We start from the raw sequence: 16,358 nt of genomic DNA on the forward strand, positions 1-16,358 counted from the left end.
CGGCGTCAGCCGCTCCATCTGTTCGTCCGTAAGCCAGAAAAGGTTGCTCATCTTCACCCCCGTCAGTTCGGGAGCTTGAATCATGCAGGCCGGGTCGCCTCAAGCCAATCAATGGGTCCTGACCCTAGAGAGCATGCGGCCCGCCCGCCGGACCGCAACAACCCGCCCAAGACGCCTTGCAGCCGCTGGAAGCGGATGGGGTCTGTCGCAAGATTTGGGTCTGGACCGATTTGTCTGGAGGATCGACGGTTCCAGGGGAGGATCGACGCAATTATCGGCTTGCGTGGATCGATTCTTTCAGGCGGTCGACCTACAGAGCCAGAAAATCATGACTTTCCGTTGTGACGCAGCGCTTCGACGAGCAAGGAGAAGGCCTGAGTTGGCTGACGATTGCGTGGGTAGTAGAGATGATAGCCCGTGTAGACACGGCACCAGTCATCGAGTACGCGAACAAGCTGACCCTCATTCAGATAAGGCGCGAGCTGGCTTTCCGGCAGGTAGATGAGCCCGTGGCCGCCTAAGGCTGCATTTACGACCATCCTCCCCGAATTGAACACCAATTGTCCTTTGACACGGACGTTGATCCTCTGCCCTCCTTTCTCGAATTCCCAGGCGTACATACCGCCATGGCGCGGAAGCCTGAGATTGATGCAATTGTGTTCGGTAAGTTCGTTTGGGGTATGCGGTGCGGGAAAGGATGAAAAATAGTCCGGAGACCCGGCAACAGCCATTCTGATATCGGGTCCAACGCGAACTGCAATCATGTCCTTCTCGACAGTATCGCCAGGCCTGATCCCCGCATCGAAGCGATCCTGAACGATATCCACGAAGCCATAATCACTCGATACCTCGACATCGATATCGGGATACAATTTAATGAGCCCGGAAACAGCAGGCCAAAGAATGGCTTCCGCCGTATATTCTGTTGCACTGATCCTGATGGACCCGGACGGCTTATCTCGAAGGTCGCCCAGTGCCTTCAATTCCAATTGAATCTCTTCAATCCGCGGAGCGATCACATGCAACATGCGCTCGCCAGCGGGAGTAAGCGAGACCCGTCTGGTGGTTCGCGTGAGCAAACGCAGGCCAAGACGGGCTTCCAATGCAAGAATGGTCTGGCTCAGGGCTGACTGGGATATGCCCAGGCGTTTGGCGGCCCTGGTAAAATTCTTCTCCTCCGCGACGACGATAAAGGTGGCCAGATCGTCCAGATGATGCTTCGACATTTATAAGATGCCCTTATCAAGCCTATCACATTATAGCATCTAGTCGAACAGTTTGTCTCGCCCTATGTTGACTCCAAAGCAAGCTAACGGCGCGGAAACCACCGCCATGGCGGCATGCCAGGTAAAGACACATCGAAAAGGACAACGTGATGGAACGCTTTCGCAATAAGGTTGCCTTGGTAACGGGTGGGCGCAGTGGCATTGGGCGAGCGATCGCCCGCCGCCTGGAAAGCGAAGGAGCCAAGGTGTTCACGGCTCAACGCGGCAAAGACGACGAGTTCGAGAGCATTTCGGTGGATTTTGCGGATCCGAGTTCCGCGGCTGCCTTGGTTGAAGAGGTCGCAGGGCGTGCGGGCAGAATTGACGTACTTGTCAACAATGCCGGAATGATGCAGGAGGTGCTCGCCGAAGACATGTCATTGGAAGAGTGGGAGCGGAATATTACCGTCAACCTGACCACACCATTCATGCTGATCAAAGCCGCGCTACCCCATCTGCGCGCCGTCGGTGGATCCATTGTGAACATCGGATCCACGGAAGGCCTGGGTTCAAACCCCAAACATGCAGCATATTGCGCATCCAAAGCCGGCCTGCATGGGCTGACCCGCGCAATCGCCATAGATCACAGCCCGGAAGGTGTCCGGTGCAATGCTGTAGCACCCGGCTGGATCGATACGGACTTGAACATGGATTTCATCGAGAGCATGCCGGACCCGACTTCGTTCAAGGCAGGGCTGGGCAGGATTCATCCTGTCGGACGGACTGGAACGCCCGAAGAAGTGGCAAGCCTCGTAGTTTGGCTGGCCTCGGAAGAGGCCGGGTTTGTGACGGGCCAGGTCTGGACTGTCGACGGCGGACGAATGAGCAAGCTCAGCCTTCCAGGCTGAGACTCCGATCGGTCGATAGTTTGGCAGCACTGGTGTAAGCGCCGTCCTGACTCCACTTCTTGCTGAATCCAAAGCTGCGATGCGCCGTCGCGTGAAGATTTGCATGGAAGATCTTAATTGGCAGCCGGTCGGGAGCGCCATGGGGAGGCCGTTGGGTTTGTGGAACTCCGGCGGCTCGGCCGCATCCAGTCGTGCAAATCGTTGACCATCGGGCGCATCACGCGCCAACCCGGACGTCGCGCCAGTTGCGCTTGTCGGAAATACAAGAGGTGGCCCATTAGACCGAGAGTTTGAATGCCTCTCGGATCCAACTGATGAACGCTTCTCCGGCAAGTGTTGGCCGTCTTGTAGCCGGGGTTGCAAGGTAGAATGATCTGCGCTTGATCGGTTCGGCCAGGACAGGTTGAATCAATTTCCCGGATGCAAGGAACGCCTCCATCAACGGCGTGCCGATCAGGGCAAAACCCTGACCATCCAGCACGGCTTGGACCAGGTTCGTGTAGGTGTTGACGGTGATCCCCCCCTTCAGGCGGAAATCCTTTCGTCCATGAATTTCGAACCAGTTCTGCCAGCGGGTCTGCTGGTCGTAGGGACCGTCAAGATGGATCAGCGGGAGGGTTTCCAGGTCCTCAGGGCGCAGTGTGCGGCCTGGCGCAATGAAGTCGATCGAGCAGGTGGGCGCGATGATTTCCTGCTGAAGATACTCATAGTTTACATCCATGGTGGGCGGCGCGCCATATCTGATCGCGATATCAATGCTTTCCTCGGCAATATCCAGATACCGATCCGAGACGACAAAGCGCAGGTCGATTTCCGGGTACTGATGGCGGAAGGTCCCGATCCGCGGCATCAGCCAGTAGGTGGCAAAGCCAGTGGTCGCCGTGACAACGAGGATATTGCTGTCAGGCTTGCCGACAATGTCGGCGGTGGCGCGAACTGCTCTCTCCAGGGATGCCACGATCTCGTCATGATAACGCTTTCCGACATGGGTGAACGACAGTGACCTATTCTCGCGGTGGAACAACAACACTCCAAGATAGGTTTCCAAGGCCTTGATCTGCTGACTTACGGCGACACGCGTCACGTTCAGTTCCTCAGCAGCTCTTGTGAAACTCATCAGTCGACCTGCCGCCTCGAAGGTGACGAGGAGGTTTGGCGGCGGCAAGATGAAGCGAAGCCTGTGCATACCACGCTCATAGCCGTCCCGGGCCATCATTTCCACGGAGTTATGCTGCAGGTCACGGGTTCGCCACCAGACCGGCGAGGCGTTAGTTCAAGGTCGTGCGATGCGCGTGCGGCGATCGGCCGAAATGGGCACGAAACAGTCTGCAAAAATGCGAAGGGGAGGCAAAACCAGTGGCAACCGCGACTTCGGTGACTGAAAGTTCGGTCTGCACGAGGAGGTTGCGAGCGCGATCGAGCCGCATCGCATTGAAATAGGTCTTCGGGGTGGAAGACAGGAACTTCTTGAACAATCTCTCCAGTTGGCGCGTCGAGATCCCAAGTTCTTGGGCAATCGTAACAGGCGAAACCGGCTCTTCGATGTGCTTTTCCATGATGGCGATTGCCTTCACCAGCGGCCCGCTGCGCATGCCGTGGCGCGACTGGATAGAGACACGCTGAGCTGCACTTTCTTCGCGCACCGCGTTGTAGACCATCTGGTCTGCCACCAATGTGGCAAGGTCTTCTCCATGCGTCTGCCGAATCAAGTGCAGCATCAGATCGGCCACGGCCGTGCCGCCGGCTGCGGTCAGGATTCTCTCATGCGCGACGAAGACAGTGCGCACTGGCCGAACCTCAGGGAAAGTTTCAGCAAAGATGTCGTGGTACGCCCAGTGCACCGCCACGTCCATCCCGTCGAGGAAACCGCATTTCGCAAGGGCATAGGCCCCGGCCCCAAGCCCTGCCAACGGCGTACCAGCGGCGCGTTCGCGCCTGAGATAGGCCTGAACCGCCGGCGGCAACACCTTTCGTACGTCATTGCCGGTGATCAGCATTAGACGCTCGGCGCCTCGTGTACGCTCAAGCCCGCAGTCCACATCCAGCCTGCAGCCGTTGGACGCCATGACTGGCTGGCCATTCTCGCTGGCAACAGTCCAGCGAAAGAGAGTCTCGCCGCTCACCAGGTTCGCCAGGCGTAGGGGTTCGACGGCGCAGCAAAAAGCCAGGTGCGAAAACTGCGGCAAGAGCAAAAACACGAAATGCGACGGCTCGTTTTCTTCGGGGCGCGAATTGAACTCTCTTGTTCGAAGGAGGGTCATACAAGGAAACCTTCCATTGAAGGGAATACTCGAGCGCCAATGGGATCGGCTTTACAGGTCGGGTTATTTTGCAGCATGGCGAAACTTGGCGAGGGGTCGATAAAAGGCACCGACGGGCCCGGTCTCATACCATTTCCGATGACCCCGGTCTCGGGCAGATACTCCAAAGCTTTGCGAGACCCGGTCGATCATGACGGCCAAGCAGACAATGCCAAGCCCCCCGACAGTGGCGATGCCCATGTCCAGACGACCGATACCCCGCAGGACCATCTGGCCCAGACCCGTGACCGAAATCATCGAGGAGACCACACTCATCGCCAGTGCCATCATGATGGTCTGGTTCAACCCGGCCATGATGGTCGGCGCTGCCAGCGGCAGCTCGATCTTCAGCAGGGTCTGCCGGCGGCTTGCGCCGAAGGCGCGCGCGGCCTCGACCATGTCGGGCCTCACCTGGCGGATGCCGAGATTGGTCAGGCGCACCACCGGGGGAAGCGCATAGATGAAGGTGACGATGACCCCCGACACGTTGCCGATCGAGAACAGCATCACGACGGGGACGAGGTACACGAAGGACGGAATCGTCTGCATCAGGTCAAGGATCGGGCGCAGGATCAGCCAGAACCGATCGCTTCGCGCGGCATAGATTCCGAGCGGGATGCCGATGAGGGCGCAGAAGATCACGCAGGTCAGCACGATCGACAGCGACGTCATCGCCGGTTCCCATGCGCCCATCAGCCCGATGGCCAGCATCGAGGCCCCGGCGATCAGAGCGATCCTGCGGCCGCCGGCCTGCCAGGCGACCAGCAGGATGATCGCGTAGATCAGCAGGTCGGGGGCGCCGGTCAGGGCGCCTTCGAACCCGCGAAGGACCAGATCGAAGGGCACCTTGATCGCCTGAAAGATGTAGCGGATGTTCTCCACGACGTATTTCAGCGTCGCCTCAATCCAGTCGCCAACCGGCACCCATTCTGTGTCGAAGATGTTGTAGAGGTCCGTTTTCATGCGACTACCCTCGCAGCGCGCGCAGCGCATCGGTGATGGTGATCTGCCCAACCGCAGAGCCGAGCGGGTCAATCACGGTCAGCGGCTGCTGGTCGGACAGGAATAGGTCAATGACCGCGTCGAGCCGGGAGCCGGTGGAAATGGTTTTTGGCGTGGCCTGGCGACCGTCAAGTGGTGTCATGATGGTTTCCGCCCGCACCAGCCCGATGCGGGAGATACCCTTGACGAATTCCCGCACATAGTCGTCGCTGGGGCGGGTGACGATTTCCTCGGGCGTGCCGATCTGGACGATCTCGCCATCATTCATGATCGCGATGTGTCCACCCATGCGGATCGCTTCGTCCAAATCGTGCGTGATGAATACGGTCGTCTTCTTCAGCTTGGTCGAAAGGTCCAGAAACTGATCCTGCAACTGCCGCCTGATAAGGGGATCAAGCGCCGAGAAGGGTTCGTCCATCAGAAGGATTTCCGGATCGGCGGCCAGCGCGCGGGCCAGGCCGACCCGCTGCTGCATGCCGCCGGAAAGCTGGTCCGGGTAGTGGTCCGCCCAGCCCTCCAGACCCATCGCGGCCAGCGCCTTTTCCGCGGCGGCGCGGCGTTTCGGGGGTGAGAGGTCGCGCACTTCAAGGCCGAAGGCCGCGTTTTCCGCCAGCGTACGATGGGGCCAGAGCGCCATGTGCTGGAACACCATGCCGATCTTCTCGGCACGCAGCTGGCGCAGCTCGGTTTCGCCCATCCGGTCGACCCTTGCCCCCGCCACATGAATCTCGCCCGAGGTGGGGTCGATCAGCCGGTTGATGTGGCGCACGAGCGTCGACTTGCCCGACCCCGAGAGGCCCATGATGCAGAAGATTTCGCCGCGTTCGACGCTGAAGCTGACATTGCGCACCCCGAGCACGCAGCCGTACTCGTCGCGGACCTCTTCCTTGGAGAGGCTGCGCTCCTGCACCGCCCGCATCGCCTCGACCTGGCGTTTGCCGTAGATCTTCCACAGCGCGCGGCATTCAATCTGCGGGTCAGACACTGGCAGTCTCCGATCTCGGGCAGGCGAAAGGTGGTCTTGACATCGGGGTCCTCCATTCGCCTGTCATTGGTCTGTCCGGCATTGGGTCGGCGTAGTCCATGCTGGTGTTTGTCCGGCAGGAGTCAAAGGGTCGCGCAGAGGCGCAGCGAATCCAGAATGGCCGCGTGGATGTTGCGGCTGGCGATGGCATCACCCACCCGGTAAAGTTCGAACTGGCCCTTCCCGGCACGGATCGGCTGCGGCGCGCTGGCGATCAGGGCGTCGAGATCGGTCACGCCATCGTTGACCGAGGCCGAGCGCAGGTCGCGGTACAGCCCGTCAAGGGGCAGGGTGCCGCATTCCACGATCACCTGCGAGGCGCGCAGCACCTTTTCTTCCAGCGTGACCTCGTTGACGAAGACAGCTTCAAGTTCGTTGCCTGCGCGCTGGACGCGGCGCAGATGGTGTTCCATCAGCATCGGCGTGTGAAGCTGGTGCATCCGGCGCTTCCAGCCGAACCTTTCGCCGTAGACCAGATCCTGGCCCATCTGGACATCGAGCGAAACCAGCGTCGTCGCCTTGTCCTGGTCGCCTGCCATTTCGGCGCACAGAAGGGCGGGATGGCGACCCGTGCCGTCATAGATGATCGAGTTGTCGCGGAGCGCCACGTCCTTGGTCAGGATGTCCCAGACGCTGGTGCAAAGCTCTGCCCCCGGAAGCCAGCCGAGGTCGGGCATCCCGCCCGTCGCGATGATCACCACATCGGGATTTTCGGCGCGGACTTCGTCGGGTTCGACATAACGGTTGAGGCGGACCTCGACGCCAAGGCGTTCCAGTTCGGCCTCGCGCCACTGGACGATGCCGAGCAGATCCTTGCGCCACGATCCCTTGGCGCCCAGCAGGATTTGGCCGCCCAGTTCGCGGGCCGCTTCGAACAGGACGACATGGTGGCCGCGTTCGGCCGAAATGCGCGCCGCCTCCAGCCCGGCGGGGCCGCCGCCGATGATCACCACCCGGCGCCCCGGCGCTTCTGCCTGGGCTGCGTGATGGGGCAGTTTCGCCTCGCGTCCCGTGGCTGCATTGTGCAGGCAGGCGGGCCTGTAGCCCGACATGCAATGGGTGGCGCCGATGCAGGGGCGGATCCGGTCCTCCTGCCCCGCCGCAAGTTTGCGGACCAGATGCGGGTCGGCGATATGGGCGCGGGTCATGCCGACCATGTCAAGCAGCCCCTGGCGGATGGCATAGCGTGCCGAGGCCACGTCCAGCACGCGCGCGGCGTGAAAGACCGGCAGCCCGACCTCGCGTTTGAATGCGCCCACTTGTGTCACCCAGGGGGCAATCGGGGAATCCATCCCCGGCATACTGTCGCGGGCCTGTCCGCGTTCGGTATCGGCCCGCCCGTAGGTAGCGTTAAAAAAGTCGATCCCGGCTTCGGACTGCAAGAGCTGCGCGGCGGCGATGCAATCATCGAGCGACAGCCATCCCTCGCCGCCCTCTTCGACCGTCAGGCGCATCCCCACGATGAAATCGTCGCCGGTCTGGCGGCGGATTTCCTGATGTACCAGGATCGGAAAGCGCATCCGGTTTTCCAGCGAGCCGCCGAAACGGTCGGTCCGCTTGTTCATGGCGGGCGACATGAACTGCCCGATCAGGTGGCCCGCGGCCAAGGTCTCCAGACCGTCGAGTCCGCCTTCCTTGCAGCGCCGCGCCGCCGCGCCGAACGCCTTTACGACGCGGGCGATGTCATGGTCGTCCATTTCCTTTGGAAAGCTGCGGTGCAGGGTTTCGCGGATAGGTGAGGGCCCGATGGTCGGCAGCCAGTTTCCGGCATAGGGTTCGCCACGCCGCCCAAGATGGGTGATCTGGCACATCAGCGCCGCGCCCTGGCTGTGCATCCGCTGCGAGAATTGCTGGAAATATGGGATGATCCGGTCATCCCCGACGTAAAGCTGCTGGAAGACCGAGGGCGAATCCGGCGCGACGTTGGAGGACCCGCCGAACATGCTGAGGCTGATCCCGCCGGCTGCCTTTTCCTCGTGGTAGCGCTGGTAGCGTTCGGCGGGCATCCCGCCTTCTTCCAGCCCGCAGGCGTGGCTGGTACTCATGATCCGGTTGCGCAGGGTCAGGTGCCTGATCTTCAGGGGTTCAAGCAAGGGATCGCGGCGCGTGGAGTGAACGTCGGCTTCGGCCAAGCTGTTGGTCGGGCTGGTCATGACGGATCGGGTCCCGGTCGATGTGCGGAAATGTCAGAATGAGGAGTCGGGTGGGGCGATGCGAACCGCCCCACCGTGTCACGTCTGCCGACCGGATTACTGGCCCGCCTTGGTCGCCTCTGCGATCCAGGAGTCGAATTGTTCCTGATGCGCGGCGATCCATGCTTCGGCATTCTCGTAGATCTGCGCGCGGTCGGCTTCGCTTTCGTACTCGGTCAGAAGTTCCGCGTTCACGTCCTCGATCGGCACCGTTACCAGTTCGAAGAAGCGTGCGGCCGCGGGGTTTTCTTCCGCGAATTTCCGGTTGGCGACGATGCGGATGTTGTTCAGCTCGAAACCCGAATTGCTGCCGTCCGGCTGTTCGGTATTGGCGGTTTCGTTGCCGGGCAGTGACGAGAACGGCACGTTCAACTGAACCACGTCCTTGCCGGTCTTCAGCACCGAGCCGACCCAGAGCGGAGACCAGGTGTAATAGAAGATCGGATTGCCGGCCTTGTAGCGGGTGATCGTGTCGGCGATCAGCGCGTAATAGCTGCCCTGGTTGTGGCTGATGCTGTCGCGAAGCTTGAAGGCGTCAAGCTGATGCTCGATCACCAGTTCGCAGCCCCAGCCGGATTCGCAGCCGGTCAGGTCGGCCTTGCCATCGCCGTCGGTATCGAAGATCGCCCTTACCGCCGGGTCAGTGAACTGGCCAAGATTGGTGATGCCGTATTTCTCGGAGGTCGCCTTGTCGATGAAGTAGCCCTGGGTCACGTTCGGCGTCAAAGTGCCGATGCGGATCAGCTTTTCATCGCCGCCGGCCTGTTCGTAGATTGGAATGAGCAGCCGGTCCCAGTGGATCGCGGTATAGTCGGCATCACCCTCGGCGATGGCCAGGTGCATGGGGGGATACTGGGCTTCAAGCGAGTCCTTCACTTCGTAGCCCAGACGCTCCAGCCCGATCTGGACGATGGCGTGCTGGAAGATGTGCCCGGTCTGGCCGGTGGCGATGGGCTGGATGGATTTGCCTTCGCCGGGCAGGCCTTCGGCGAAAGCTGGTAGCGAGAGCATGATGCTGCCGGTGGTCGCGATGACCGCCAGGCTGCTTTTGAGAAAGGACATCGTGTTTACTCCCTGATGGTTGGCTTGTCTTTCTTGTTGGCCCCGCCTGGATGCGACCCGGCGAGTACTTTCGTTCGATTGCCCCCTGCTGGGGCGTTGCGGACGGGCCTATTCGATCCCGTCGGGCAATTCAGATTTGCGCCTGCGCATGAAGTCCCGCAGCGCCTCGTCTTTCGCTTCGTCCAGCGGCGGCGGGGCGTATTCGGCCAGGGACCTTGCCGCAAGCTCGGTCGCCAGAACGGCGGAATCCTTGGCGCCTTCCTCGTGCCATTGCTCGTAGGTGTTCACGTCCGAGGTGCGCGGCACGAAGAAGGCGGTCTGGTAGCGGTCTATCGTGTGCTGGCAGCCAAGGAAGTGGCCGCCCGGCCCCACCTCGGCGATGGCATCCGCCGCGAAATCCGCCGGCGTCAGCGAAATCCCCTGCGTCAGGCGTTGCAGGATAGACAGCTGCTCGACATCCAGCATGAACTTGGCGAACGATGCGGAGAGCCCGCTTTCCATCCAACCTGCCGAATGCAGGAAGAAGTTGCCCCCCGCAAGGATGGCGGGAAGCATGGTCTGGAGGGATTCGAACCCGGCCTGCACGTCCAGCGCCTTGGCGCCGTGCCGCATCCCGCCCGTCCGCATCGGCAGCTTGTAGCGTCGCGCCATCTGCCCGGTCAGGAAGGTCAGCACCTGCGTTTCCGAGGTGCCATACATCGGCGCCCCGCTTTTCATCGAAACGGTCGAGAGCGTTGCGCCGTAGATCACCGGCGCCCCGGCGCGGACAAGCTGGGCATAGGCGACCCCGGCCAGCGCCTCGGCATTCAGTTGCGAAAACGCCCCGGCAGTGGTGATCGGGGTGTTTGCCCCCTGCATGATGAACGGGCTGATGATGCAGGCCTGTTTCGAGGCCGCATAGACCCGGATCACCGACAGCATCGTCTCGTCCCAGACGAGGGGCGAGTTGCAGTTGGTCAGCGAGGTCATGACCGTGTTGTCCTGCACGAAATCCGCGCCGAACAGGATGCGACACATCTCCAGGCAATCTTCTGCGCGCGAGGCGTGGGTCACGCCGCCCATGAACGGCTTGTCGGATAGGCGGATATGGCCGTAAAGCATGTCGAGATGGCGCTTGGCCACCGGAACGTCCGTCGGCTCGCAGACCGTCCCGCCCGAGATGTTCAGCGAGGGCACCATGTAGGCGAGGCGGACGAAGTTCTCGAAGTCCTCCAGCCGGGCATACCGTCTTTGCCCCTCCAGGTCGCGGACATAGGGCGAGCCGTAGATCGGCGCAAAGCCCATCGACCGGCCGCCGATCCTGACCGAGCGTTCCGGGTTGCGGGCGTTGTGGACATAGTCTGACGGGGCCCGCGCGACGAGTTCCAGCAAGAGGTTGCGGTCGATCTTCACGTTCGACGTGGCCAGATCCACCTCGGCACCCGCCTGCCGCCAGGTGTCTAGCGCCACGGGGTCACGGAACTCGATGCCTTGCTCTTCCAGCAACCGCATCGAGGCTTCGTGGATCAACTCGACCCCGTCATTCGAGATCAGGTCGTAGACCGGAATCTGCCGTTCGGGGATTCGGCTGCTGATCTGGGGCGATGTTGCAACCCAGTCTTGCGCGCCACGACGGCCGCGTCGGGTTTCACGTCGAGAGACAGCTGTGCCGGTCATTGTCGCTAGTAGCTCCCGTATGGCCGCATTTGGACTTACGAGAGAATTGCTAGAGGTCTCCCGACAAGCGGACAACTTGGGAAAAAGTGACCCGGGGCGTAAGCTGCACTTATCAATTCCGGGGCGAATGGCAGCTTCATCCGATGCCCGGCGGGCGTGCATGGTGTTGGAACACCATGCCATCTGCCCTTGATGGCTTGAGCCTGTCGATGGAGACGCGGTCCCGCGGCGCGGGCTCCCAAGACCCTGGGCTGGTCAGCGCTGCTGAACAGTCCGGTCCGATTCCGTCCCACGCGTTCAGACCATGCCGCCATTCGCGCGCAACACCTGGCCGTTGATCCAGCCGCCGTCAGGACCGACCAGGAACGAGACCGCCGCCGGGCTCCGTTGCACAAATCGCTTGAGGGATTCATCTCGTGAATCCAGCGTGGTAGCTGGTCTGCATGAGCCGACCAACACCCCCGACCTACAAGACCAGAAACTGGTCCGCCTATAACGAAGCGCTGAAGCGCCGTGGCTCGCTGACCATCTGGTTCGATCCTTCGATGACTTGGGTAGCCGCACCCACTGGCAAGCGCGGGCGACAGCGCGACTACAGCGACGCCGCCATCCAGACCTGCCTGACGATGAAGGTGCTGTTCGGCATGGCGCTACGGCAAACGACAGGGTTTGTTGAGAGCCTGCTACGTCTGATCGGCCTGGACTGGGTTGTGCCCAACTTCAGCACGCTGTCGCGCCGCCAGAAGACCCTGCAGGTCAACATCCCCTATCGCGGTTCGGACGGCCCGTTGCGCCTGCTGGTCGACAGCACCGGGATCAAGGTCGAAGGCGAAGGCGAGTGCAACGCCCGCAAGCACGGAGGCACCAAGCGCAGGATCTGGCGCAAGATCCACATCGGGATCGACGAGAAGACACTGGAGATCCGAGCCGCCGAGTTCGCCACCAGCGACGTGGGGGACGCGCCCATGTTGCCTGCGTTGCTGGACCAGATCCCGCCCGAACAGGAAATCGCCGGCATCACAGCCGATGGTGCTTTCGACACCCGCAAGTGCCACGACGCCATCGCCGCCCGAGGTGCCGCCGCAATCATCCCGCCCCGCAAGAACGCCAAACCCTGGAACCTGACAGTGCAGGGGCTGTCGCGCGCAACGAAATCTTGCGGACATCGAAGCGTGTGGGCGAACCATCTGGCGACGACGGAGCGGTTACCACCGCCGAAGCCGCGCTGAAACCAAGATGCACTGCGTCAAACTCCTCGGACAGCGCCTGTCGGCGCGGGACTTCGACCGCCAGGTTGCAGAGTTCCAAGTCCATATCGCCGTCCTCAACGGGTTCACCGCCCTCGGCACACCCATCACAGAGGTTGCAGGATAGGTCTGTCCGGGGAAAGGGGACGTCCGAACCTCACCGCGGCTGGTGGCGTCGCGGAACTCCAGCCCCGCCAGCGAGCTGCTGGCGACGGTGCCGAAGGTGGTGTCGTATTGCAGGACGACGTTGCCGATCAGCTCTTCGGCGCTGCTGTCGGTGCCGAAATAGTCGCGGTCCACCACGGTGCCGGTGCGGCTGGCCGTGTCGGTGATGTAGAGATAGCCGAAATCGTTGGTCAGGTCGCTGTAGCGCAGGTTGCTGCGCAGGCTCAGGCCATTGCCGAAATCGTGGATGGCCAGGATGGTGGCGCTGTCCCTGGCGACATCGTGGTAGTTGAAGGTCGGCTCGCCGAAGAACTGGCCAGGGTCGGCTTTGTCGGCCTGGTTGTCCCCCATGCCTGCCGCCTGGTCTTCGGGGTGGATTACCGTCTGATCCTGCCGTTCGCCGCCATCAACGGAGCCTCGCTGCTGATCCTGGCCGATGTCGCCGGCCGCATGGTCGCGCGCCCGGCCGAGGTGGACGCCGGGATCGTCACCGCCTTCATCGGCGCACCGATCTTCATCTGGATCGTGCGGCAGCGAAAGGTGACCGCGCTGTGAGCCTGACGGCAGGAACCATCGCCTTGCAGCGCCGGACCCGGCTGCGGCGGCGCGGCGGCGTCCTGGCGCTGCTGGCGCTGATGCTGTTCGGCGGTTTCGCCGTCACGTTGATGGTCGGCCAGTCCACCCATTCCCCGGCGACCGTCTGGCAGGTTCTGCGCGGGGACGAGGTCGCGGGCGCCAGTTTCACCATCGGCAGCCTGCGCCTGCCGCGTGCGCTGCAGGCCATCCTTGCCGGGGCCGCGTTCGGCCTGGGCGGCACGGCGTTCCAGACGCTGTTGCGCAATCCGCTGGCCAGCCCGGACATCATCGGCATCACCGCGGGGGCCAGCGCCTCGGCGGTGTTCTGCATCGTGGTCCTGTCGATGACGGGGCCCGTCGTCTCGGTCTATGCGGTGGTGGCGGGGCTTGGCGTGGCGCTGCTGATCTTCCTCCTGGCCTGGCGCGGCGAGGTCGCCGGCGCCCGGCTGATCCTTGTGGGGATCGGTCTTTCCGCCATGCTGCAAAGCGTGACGGCCTATACCCTGTCGCGGGCGCCCTCCTGGTCGCTGCAGGAGGCCCTGCGCTGGTTGTCGGGCAGCGTCAACGGCGCGCGGCTGGAACAGTCGCTGCCCCTCGTCCTGACGCTGATGCTCTGCGGGGGCGTACTCCTCTGGCGGGCGCGCGATCTGGACATGATGCGGATGGGCGACGAGGCCGCTTCGGCCCTGGGCGTGCGGTTGCGGCGGTTGCGGATCAGCGTGATCCTGGCCGGGGTGGGGCTGGTCGCGGTCGCCACGGCAAATGCGGGGCCAGTATCCTTCGTCGCCTTTCTGTCCGGCCCGATCGCAGCCCGGCTGACGGGACGAGACGGCCCGGTCCTGGTGCCCGCAGCCGGCATCGGCGCGCTCATGGTGCTGGTCTGCGATTTTGCCGGGCAGTTCCTTTTGCCCGCACGCTATCCGGTGGGCATCGTCACCGGCATCCTCGGGGCGCCTTACCTTGTCTATCTGATCCTGCGGGAGAACCGGAAAGGAACCGGACTATGAGCCAGCCCCTGCTGCAAGCGCATGGCCTCTCGGTCGGCTACGGCTCCCTGCCGGCGTTGCAGGATGTAACCCTGGATATCGCCGCGGGGCGGATCACGGCGATCGTCGGCGCCAATGCCTGCGGCAAATCCACGCTGCTGCGCTGCCTGGCGCGGCTCTTGCCGCCATAGGCCGGCCAGGTCATGCTGGAGGGCACCCCTGTGCAGCGGCTGTCCCCGAAGGCCTTCGCCCGGCGCCTGGGCTTCCTGCCGCAAAGCCCGATCGCGCCCGAGGGCATCACCGTGCTCGATCTCGTCAGCCGCGGCCGTCATCCGCACCACGGCCTCTTCGCGCGGTGGAGTGCGGCGGACGATGCCGCCGTTGCCCATGCGCTGGACGTCACCGGCACGGCGGCGTTGGCCGAACGCGACGTCGGTGCGCTGTCGGGGGGGCAACGCCAGCGGGTCTGGATCGCCATGGCCCTGGCGCAGGAGACGGAGATCCTACTGCTCGACGAGCTCACCGCCTTCCTGGACGTCAGCCACCAGATCGAGGTGCTGGAGCTCCTGGTCGGGCTGAACCGCCAGCGCGGCACCACGGTGGTCATGGTGCTGCATGAACTGAACCTGGCCGCCCGCCATGCCGATGTCGTGGTGGGCATGAGGGCCGGGCGCATCCATGCCGCCGGCACCCCGGCCGAGATCCTGACTGAAGCGCATATCCGCGAGATCTTCCGGATCGACAGCATCATCATTCCCGACCCCGTCAGCGGCCGTCCGATGATGGTCCCGCGCGGATCGTCGGCCCGACAGGGAGTTGCCGCATGACGCTGCCCGGTATCGAGGCGCTGCTGCCGATCCCGTCCGGGACCGTGATGCCGGCCATACAATCCCGGGCGCAGGAAATCGGCTTCGCCGTCGAGGTGCAGCCGGACAGGCTGCACGTGGCCCTTCCGGCGGCGACCTTCTTGTCCAGACCGATCACGAGAGGACCCGGCTGCGGGTCACGACGCAGGACATGGCGCATCTGCAGATGCTGCGCGACTATCTCACCGAGGAATTTTCCGCCGCCGGCATCGTCCCCCAATGGCAAGGCCGCAGGGCCGGCCCGGCAATCACGCCCTCGCGCAGGTGGTGGAGGCGCAGCGGATCTCGCCTTCCTATACCCGCGTGACCGTGGCCGGTCCCGAACTGGCGCGCTTCGCATCCGGCGGGCTGCATTTCCGGCTGCTCTTCGGCCCGTCCGGGGCCGGCTGGCCGGGTGTCGATACCAACGGCGTCACGGAATGGCCGCAAGGCGCGGCGGCCTGGCACAAGCCGGTCTACACCACCAGAAAGCTGTGGAACCCCGACGGCATTCCCCACCTTTCCTTCGACGTATTCATGCATGAGGGTGGCCATGTTGCCGGCTGGTGCTCCAGCGTCGGGCCGGGAACGGAGGTGGTGCTGGCCGGCCCGGGCGGAGGCAAAACCCCGCAACACGGCGGCTGGCACGGCTTTGTCGGCGACGAAACCGCCGTCCCGGTGATCTCGCGTCTGTTGGCCGAGATGCCGCTCGACGCGGGGGGAACGGCGGTCCTGGTCGTACCCTGCGCCGCCGATGTGCAGCCGCTGGACCATCCTCGCGGTGTTTCCGTGCACTGGATTACCAGAGACAAGGGCGGGACTCCGCTCGCCGGCCTGGACATGCTGGATATACCGGACGGTCCGCGCTCGGTCTTTTTCGCGGCCGAGGCCGCCGAAGCCCAAAGTGCCCGGAAGATACTGGCAGGCCGGGGGCTGAACAAATCCGAAATCAGTTCGGCTGCCTACTGGACCAGGACCTGAGTTCGCGTCCGGCCGTCATTCCATCTCTCTCGCCGGCCTTGGTCTTCCTCGGCCCCGATCGGCGTCGCTGTCGTCATGCTTGACGTTCTGGACTGTGGTGATCCTGACCGCGTCGCGCGTCGCAAGATTCTTTACGGAAGCTAAGGGTTCCGGCCGCTGGCTTCGAACCCGCTCAGGATGTTCTTGCCCGTCAGCGTCGTTCGGAAACT

Annotated in this window: 11 protein-coding genes and 3 pseudogenes; 6 read left to right on the plus strand and 8 right to left on the minus strand. The window is 63.0% G+C overall.

Going from position 1 to position 16,358, the window contains the following annotated elements; translation table 11 throughout:
* Positions 1 to 326: 326 nt before the first annotated feature.
* Positions 327 to 1,226, minus strand: coding sequence for a LysR family transcriptional regulator (locus I7S92_RS21420; protein ID WP_197647548.1), 900 nt, complete (start codon positions 1,224 to 1,226; stop codon positions 327 to 329).
* 149 nt (positions 1,227 to 1,375) lie between these two features.
* Here I7S92_RS21420 and I7S92_RS21425 point away from each other — a divergent pair, with 149 nt between their 5' ends.
* Positions 1,376 to 2,113, plus strand: a complete 738-nt coding sequence (locus tag I7S92_RS21425) for an SDR family NAD(P)-dependent oxidoreductase (protein WP_197647549.1) — start codon at positions 1,376 to 1,378, stop codon at positions 2,111 to 2,113.
* 277 nt (positions 2,114 to 2,390) lie between these two features.
* Here the strand turns inward: I7S92_RS21425 and I7S92_RS21430 are convergent, their stop codons facing one another.
* The 7 genes from I7S92_RS21430 to I7S92_RS21460 all read right to left on the minus strand — a co-directional run bounded on the left by I7S92_RS21430 (position 2,391) and on the right by I7S92_RS21460 (position 11,349).
* Positions 2,391 to 3,329 carry a LysR substrate-binding domain-containing protein gene (locus I7S92_RS21430; protein ID WP_197647550.1) on the minus strand — a complete coding sequence of 313 codons (939 nt, stop codon included), beginning with the start codon at positions 3,327 to 3,329 and terminating at the stop codon, positions 2,391 to 2,393.
* 52 nt (positions 3,330 to 3,381) lie between these two features.
* Positions 3,382 to 4,374 (minus strand): GlxA family transcriptional regulator, encoded by a 993-nt coding sequence (locus tag I7S92_RS21435; RefSeq protein ID WP_197647551.1) that lies wholly within the window; start codon positions 4,372 to 4,374, stop codon positions 3,382 to 3,384.
* 63 nt (positions 4,375 to 4,437) lie between these two features.
* Positions 4,438 to 5,376 carry an ABC transporter permease gene (locus tag I7S92_RS21440; protein WP_197647552.1) on the minus strand — a complete coding sequence of 313 codons (939 nt, stop codon included), beginning with the start codon at positions 5,374 to 5,376 and terminating at the stop codon, positions 4,438 to 4,440.
* Between the two features lie 4 nt (positions 5,377 to 5,380).
* Complete coding sequence (locus tag I7S92_RS21445; RefSeq protein ID WP_197647553.1) at positions 5,381 to 6,334, minus strand: quaternary amine ABC transporter ATP-binding protein; 954 nt, start codon at positions 6,332 to 6,334, stop codon at positions 5,381 to 5,383.
* A 188-nt stretch (positions 6,335 to 6,522) separates the two neighbouring features.
* Positions 6,523 to 8,592 (minus strand): NADH:flavin oxidoreductase, encoded by a 2,070-nt coding sequence (locus I7S92_RS21450; RefSeq protein ID WP_197647554.1) that lies wholly within the window; start codon positions 8,590 to 8,592, stop codon positions 6,523 to 6,525.
* A 96-nt stretch (positions 8,593 to 8,688) separates the two neighbouring features.
* Complete coding sequence (proX, locus tag I7S92_RS21455; RefSeq protein ID WP_197647555.1) at positions 8,689 to 9,693, minus strand: glycine betaine/L-proline ABC transporter substrate-binding protein ProX; 1,005 nt, start codon at positions 9,691 to 9,693, stop codon at positions 8,689 to 8,691.
* Between the two features lie 108 nt (positions 9,694 to 9,801).
* Positions 9,802 to 11,349: a trimethylamine methyltransferase family protein gene (locus tag I7S92_RS21460; RefSeq protein ID WP_197647556.1), complete on the minus strand. Its 1,548-nt coding sequence runs from the start codon at positions 11,347 to 11,349 to the stop codon at positions 9,802 to 9,804.
* Between the two features lie 443 nt (positions 11,350 to 11,792).
* On the opposite strand from I7S92_RS21460, the pseudogene I7S92_RS21465 reads away from it, so the two are divergent.
* The 5 genes and pseudogenes from I7S92_RS21465 (at position 11,793) to I7S92_RS21485 (ending at position 16,149) form a co-directional block, all read left to right on the plus strand.
* Positions 11,793 to 12,723: pseudogene (locus I7S92_RS21465) on the plus strand (IS5 family transposase).
* Positions 12,724 to 13,082: 359 nt separating this feature from the next.
* Positions 13,083 to 13,316: pseudogene (locus I7S92_RS21470) on the plus strand (iron chelate uptake ABC transporter family permease subunit); the annotation flags it as partial.
* Entirely contained in the window at positions 13,313 to 14,344 is a 1,032-nt protein-coding gene (locus tag I7S92_RS21475) for a FecCD family ABC transporter permease (RefSeq protein WP_354001354.1), read from the plus strand. The pseudogene I7S92_RS21470 and the gene I7S92_RS21475, both read left to right, overlap by 4 nt.
* A pseudogene (locus tag I7S92_RS21480) lies at positions 14,341 to 15,150 on the plus strand (ABC transporter ATP-binding protein). Before I7S92_RS21475 ends, I7S92_RS21480 begins: the two are co-directional and overlap by 4 nt.
* Before the next feature lie 258 nt (positions 15,151 to 15,408).
* On the plus strand, positions 15,409 to 16,149 hold the full coding sequence (locus I7S92_RS21485; protein WP_197647557.1) for a siderophore-interacting protein: 741 nt from the start codon (positions 15,409 to 15,411) through the stop codon (positions 16,147 to 16,149).
* The last annotated feature ends 209 nt before the right edge of the window (positions 16,150 to 16,358 follow it).

This window comes from Tabrizicola soli (genome assembly GCF_015999335.1).
In the GTDB taxonomy this organism is placed as follows: Bacteria; Pseudomonadota; Alphaproteobacteria; order Rhodobacterales; family Rhodobacteraceae; genus Tabrizicola; species Tabrizicola soli.

Coding starts and splice junctions, on each gene's coding strand:
- I7S92_RS21420 (WP_197647548.1), bottom strand. CDS start 1,226: ATGTCGAAGCATCATCTGGACGATCTGGCCACCTTTATCGTCGTCGCG.
- I7S92_RS21425 (WP_197647549.1), top strand. CDS start 1,376: ATGGAACGCTTTCGCAATAAGGTTGCCTTGGTAACGGGTGGGCGCAGT.
- I7S92_RS21430 (WP_197647550.1), bottom strand. CDS start 3,329: ATGATGGCCCGGGACGGCTATGAGCGTGGTATGCACAGGCTTCGCTTC.
- I7S92_RS21435 (WP_197647551.1), bottom strand. CDS start 4,374: ATGACCCTCCTTCGAACAAGAGAGTTCAATTCGCGCCCCGAAGAAAAC.
- I7S92_RS21440 (WP_197647552.1), bottom strand. CDS start 5,376: ATGAAAACGGACCTCTACAACATCTTCGACACAGAATGGGTGCCGGTT.
- I7S92_RS21445 (WP_197647553.1), bottom strand. CDS start 6,334: ATGCGGGCGGTGCAGGAGCGCAGCCTCTCCAAGGAAGAGGTCCGCGAC.
- I7S92_RS21450 (WP_197647554.1), bottom strand. CDS start 8,592: ATGACCAGCCCGACCAACAGCTTGGCCGAAGCCGACGTTCACTCCACG.
- proX (WP_197647555.1), bottom strand. CDS start 9,693: ATGTCCTTTCTCAAAAGCAGCCTGGCGGTCATCGCGACCACCGGCAGC.
- I7S92_RS21460 (WP_197647556.1), bottom strand. CDS start 11,349: ATGACCGGCACAGCTGTCTCTCGACGTGAAACCCGACGCGGCCGTCGT.
- I7S92_RS21485 (WP_197647557.1), top strand. CDS start 15,409: ATGGCAAGGCCGCAGGGCCGGCCCGGCAATCACGCCCTCGCGCAGGTG.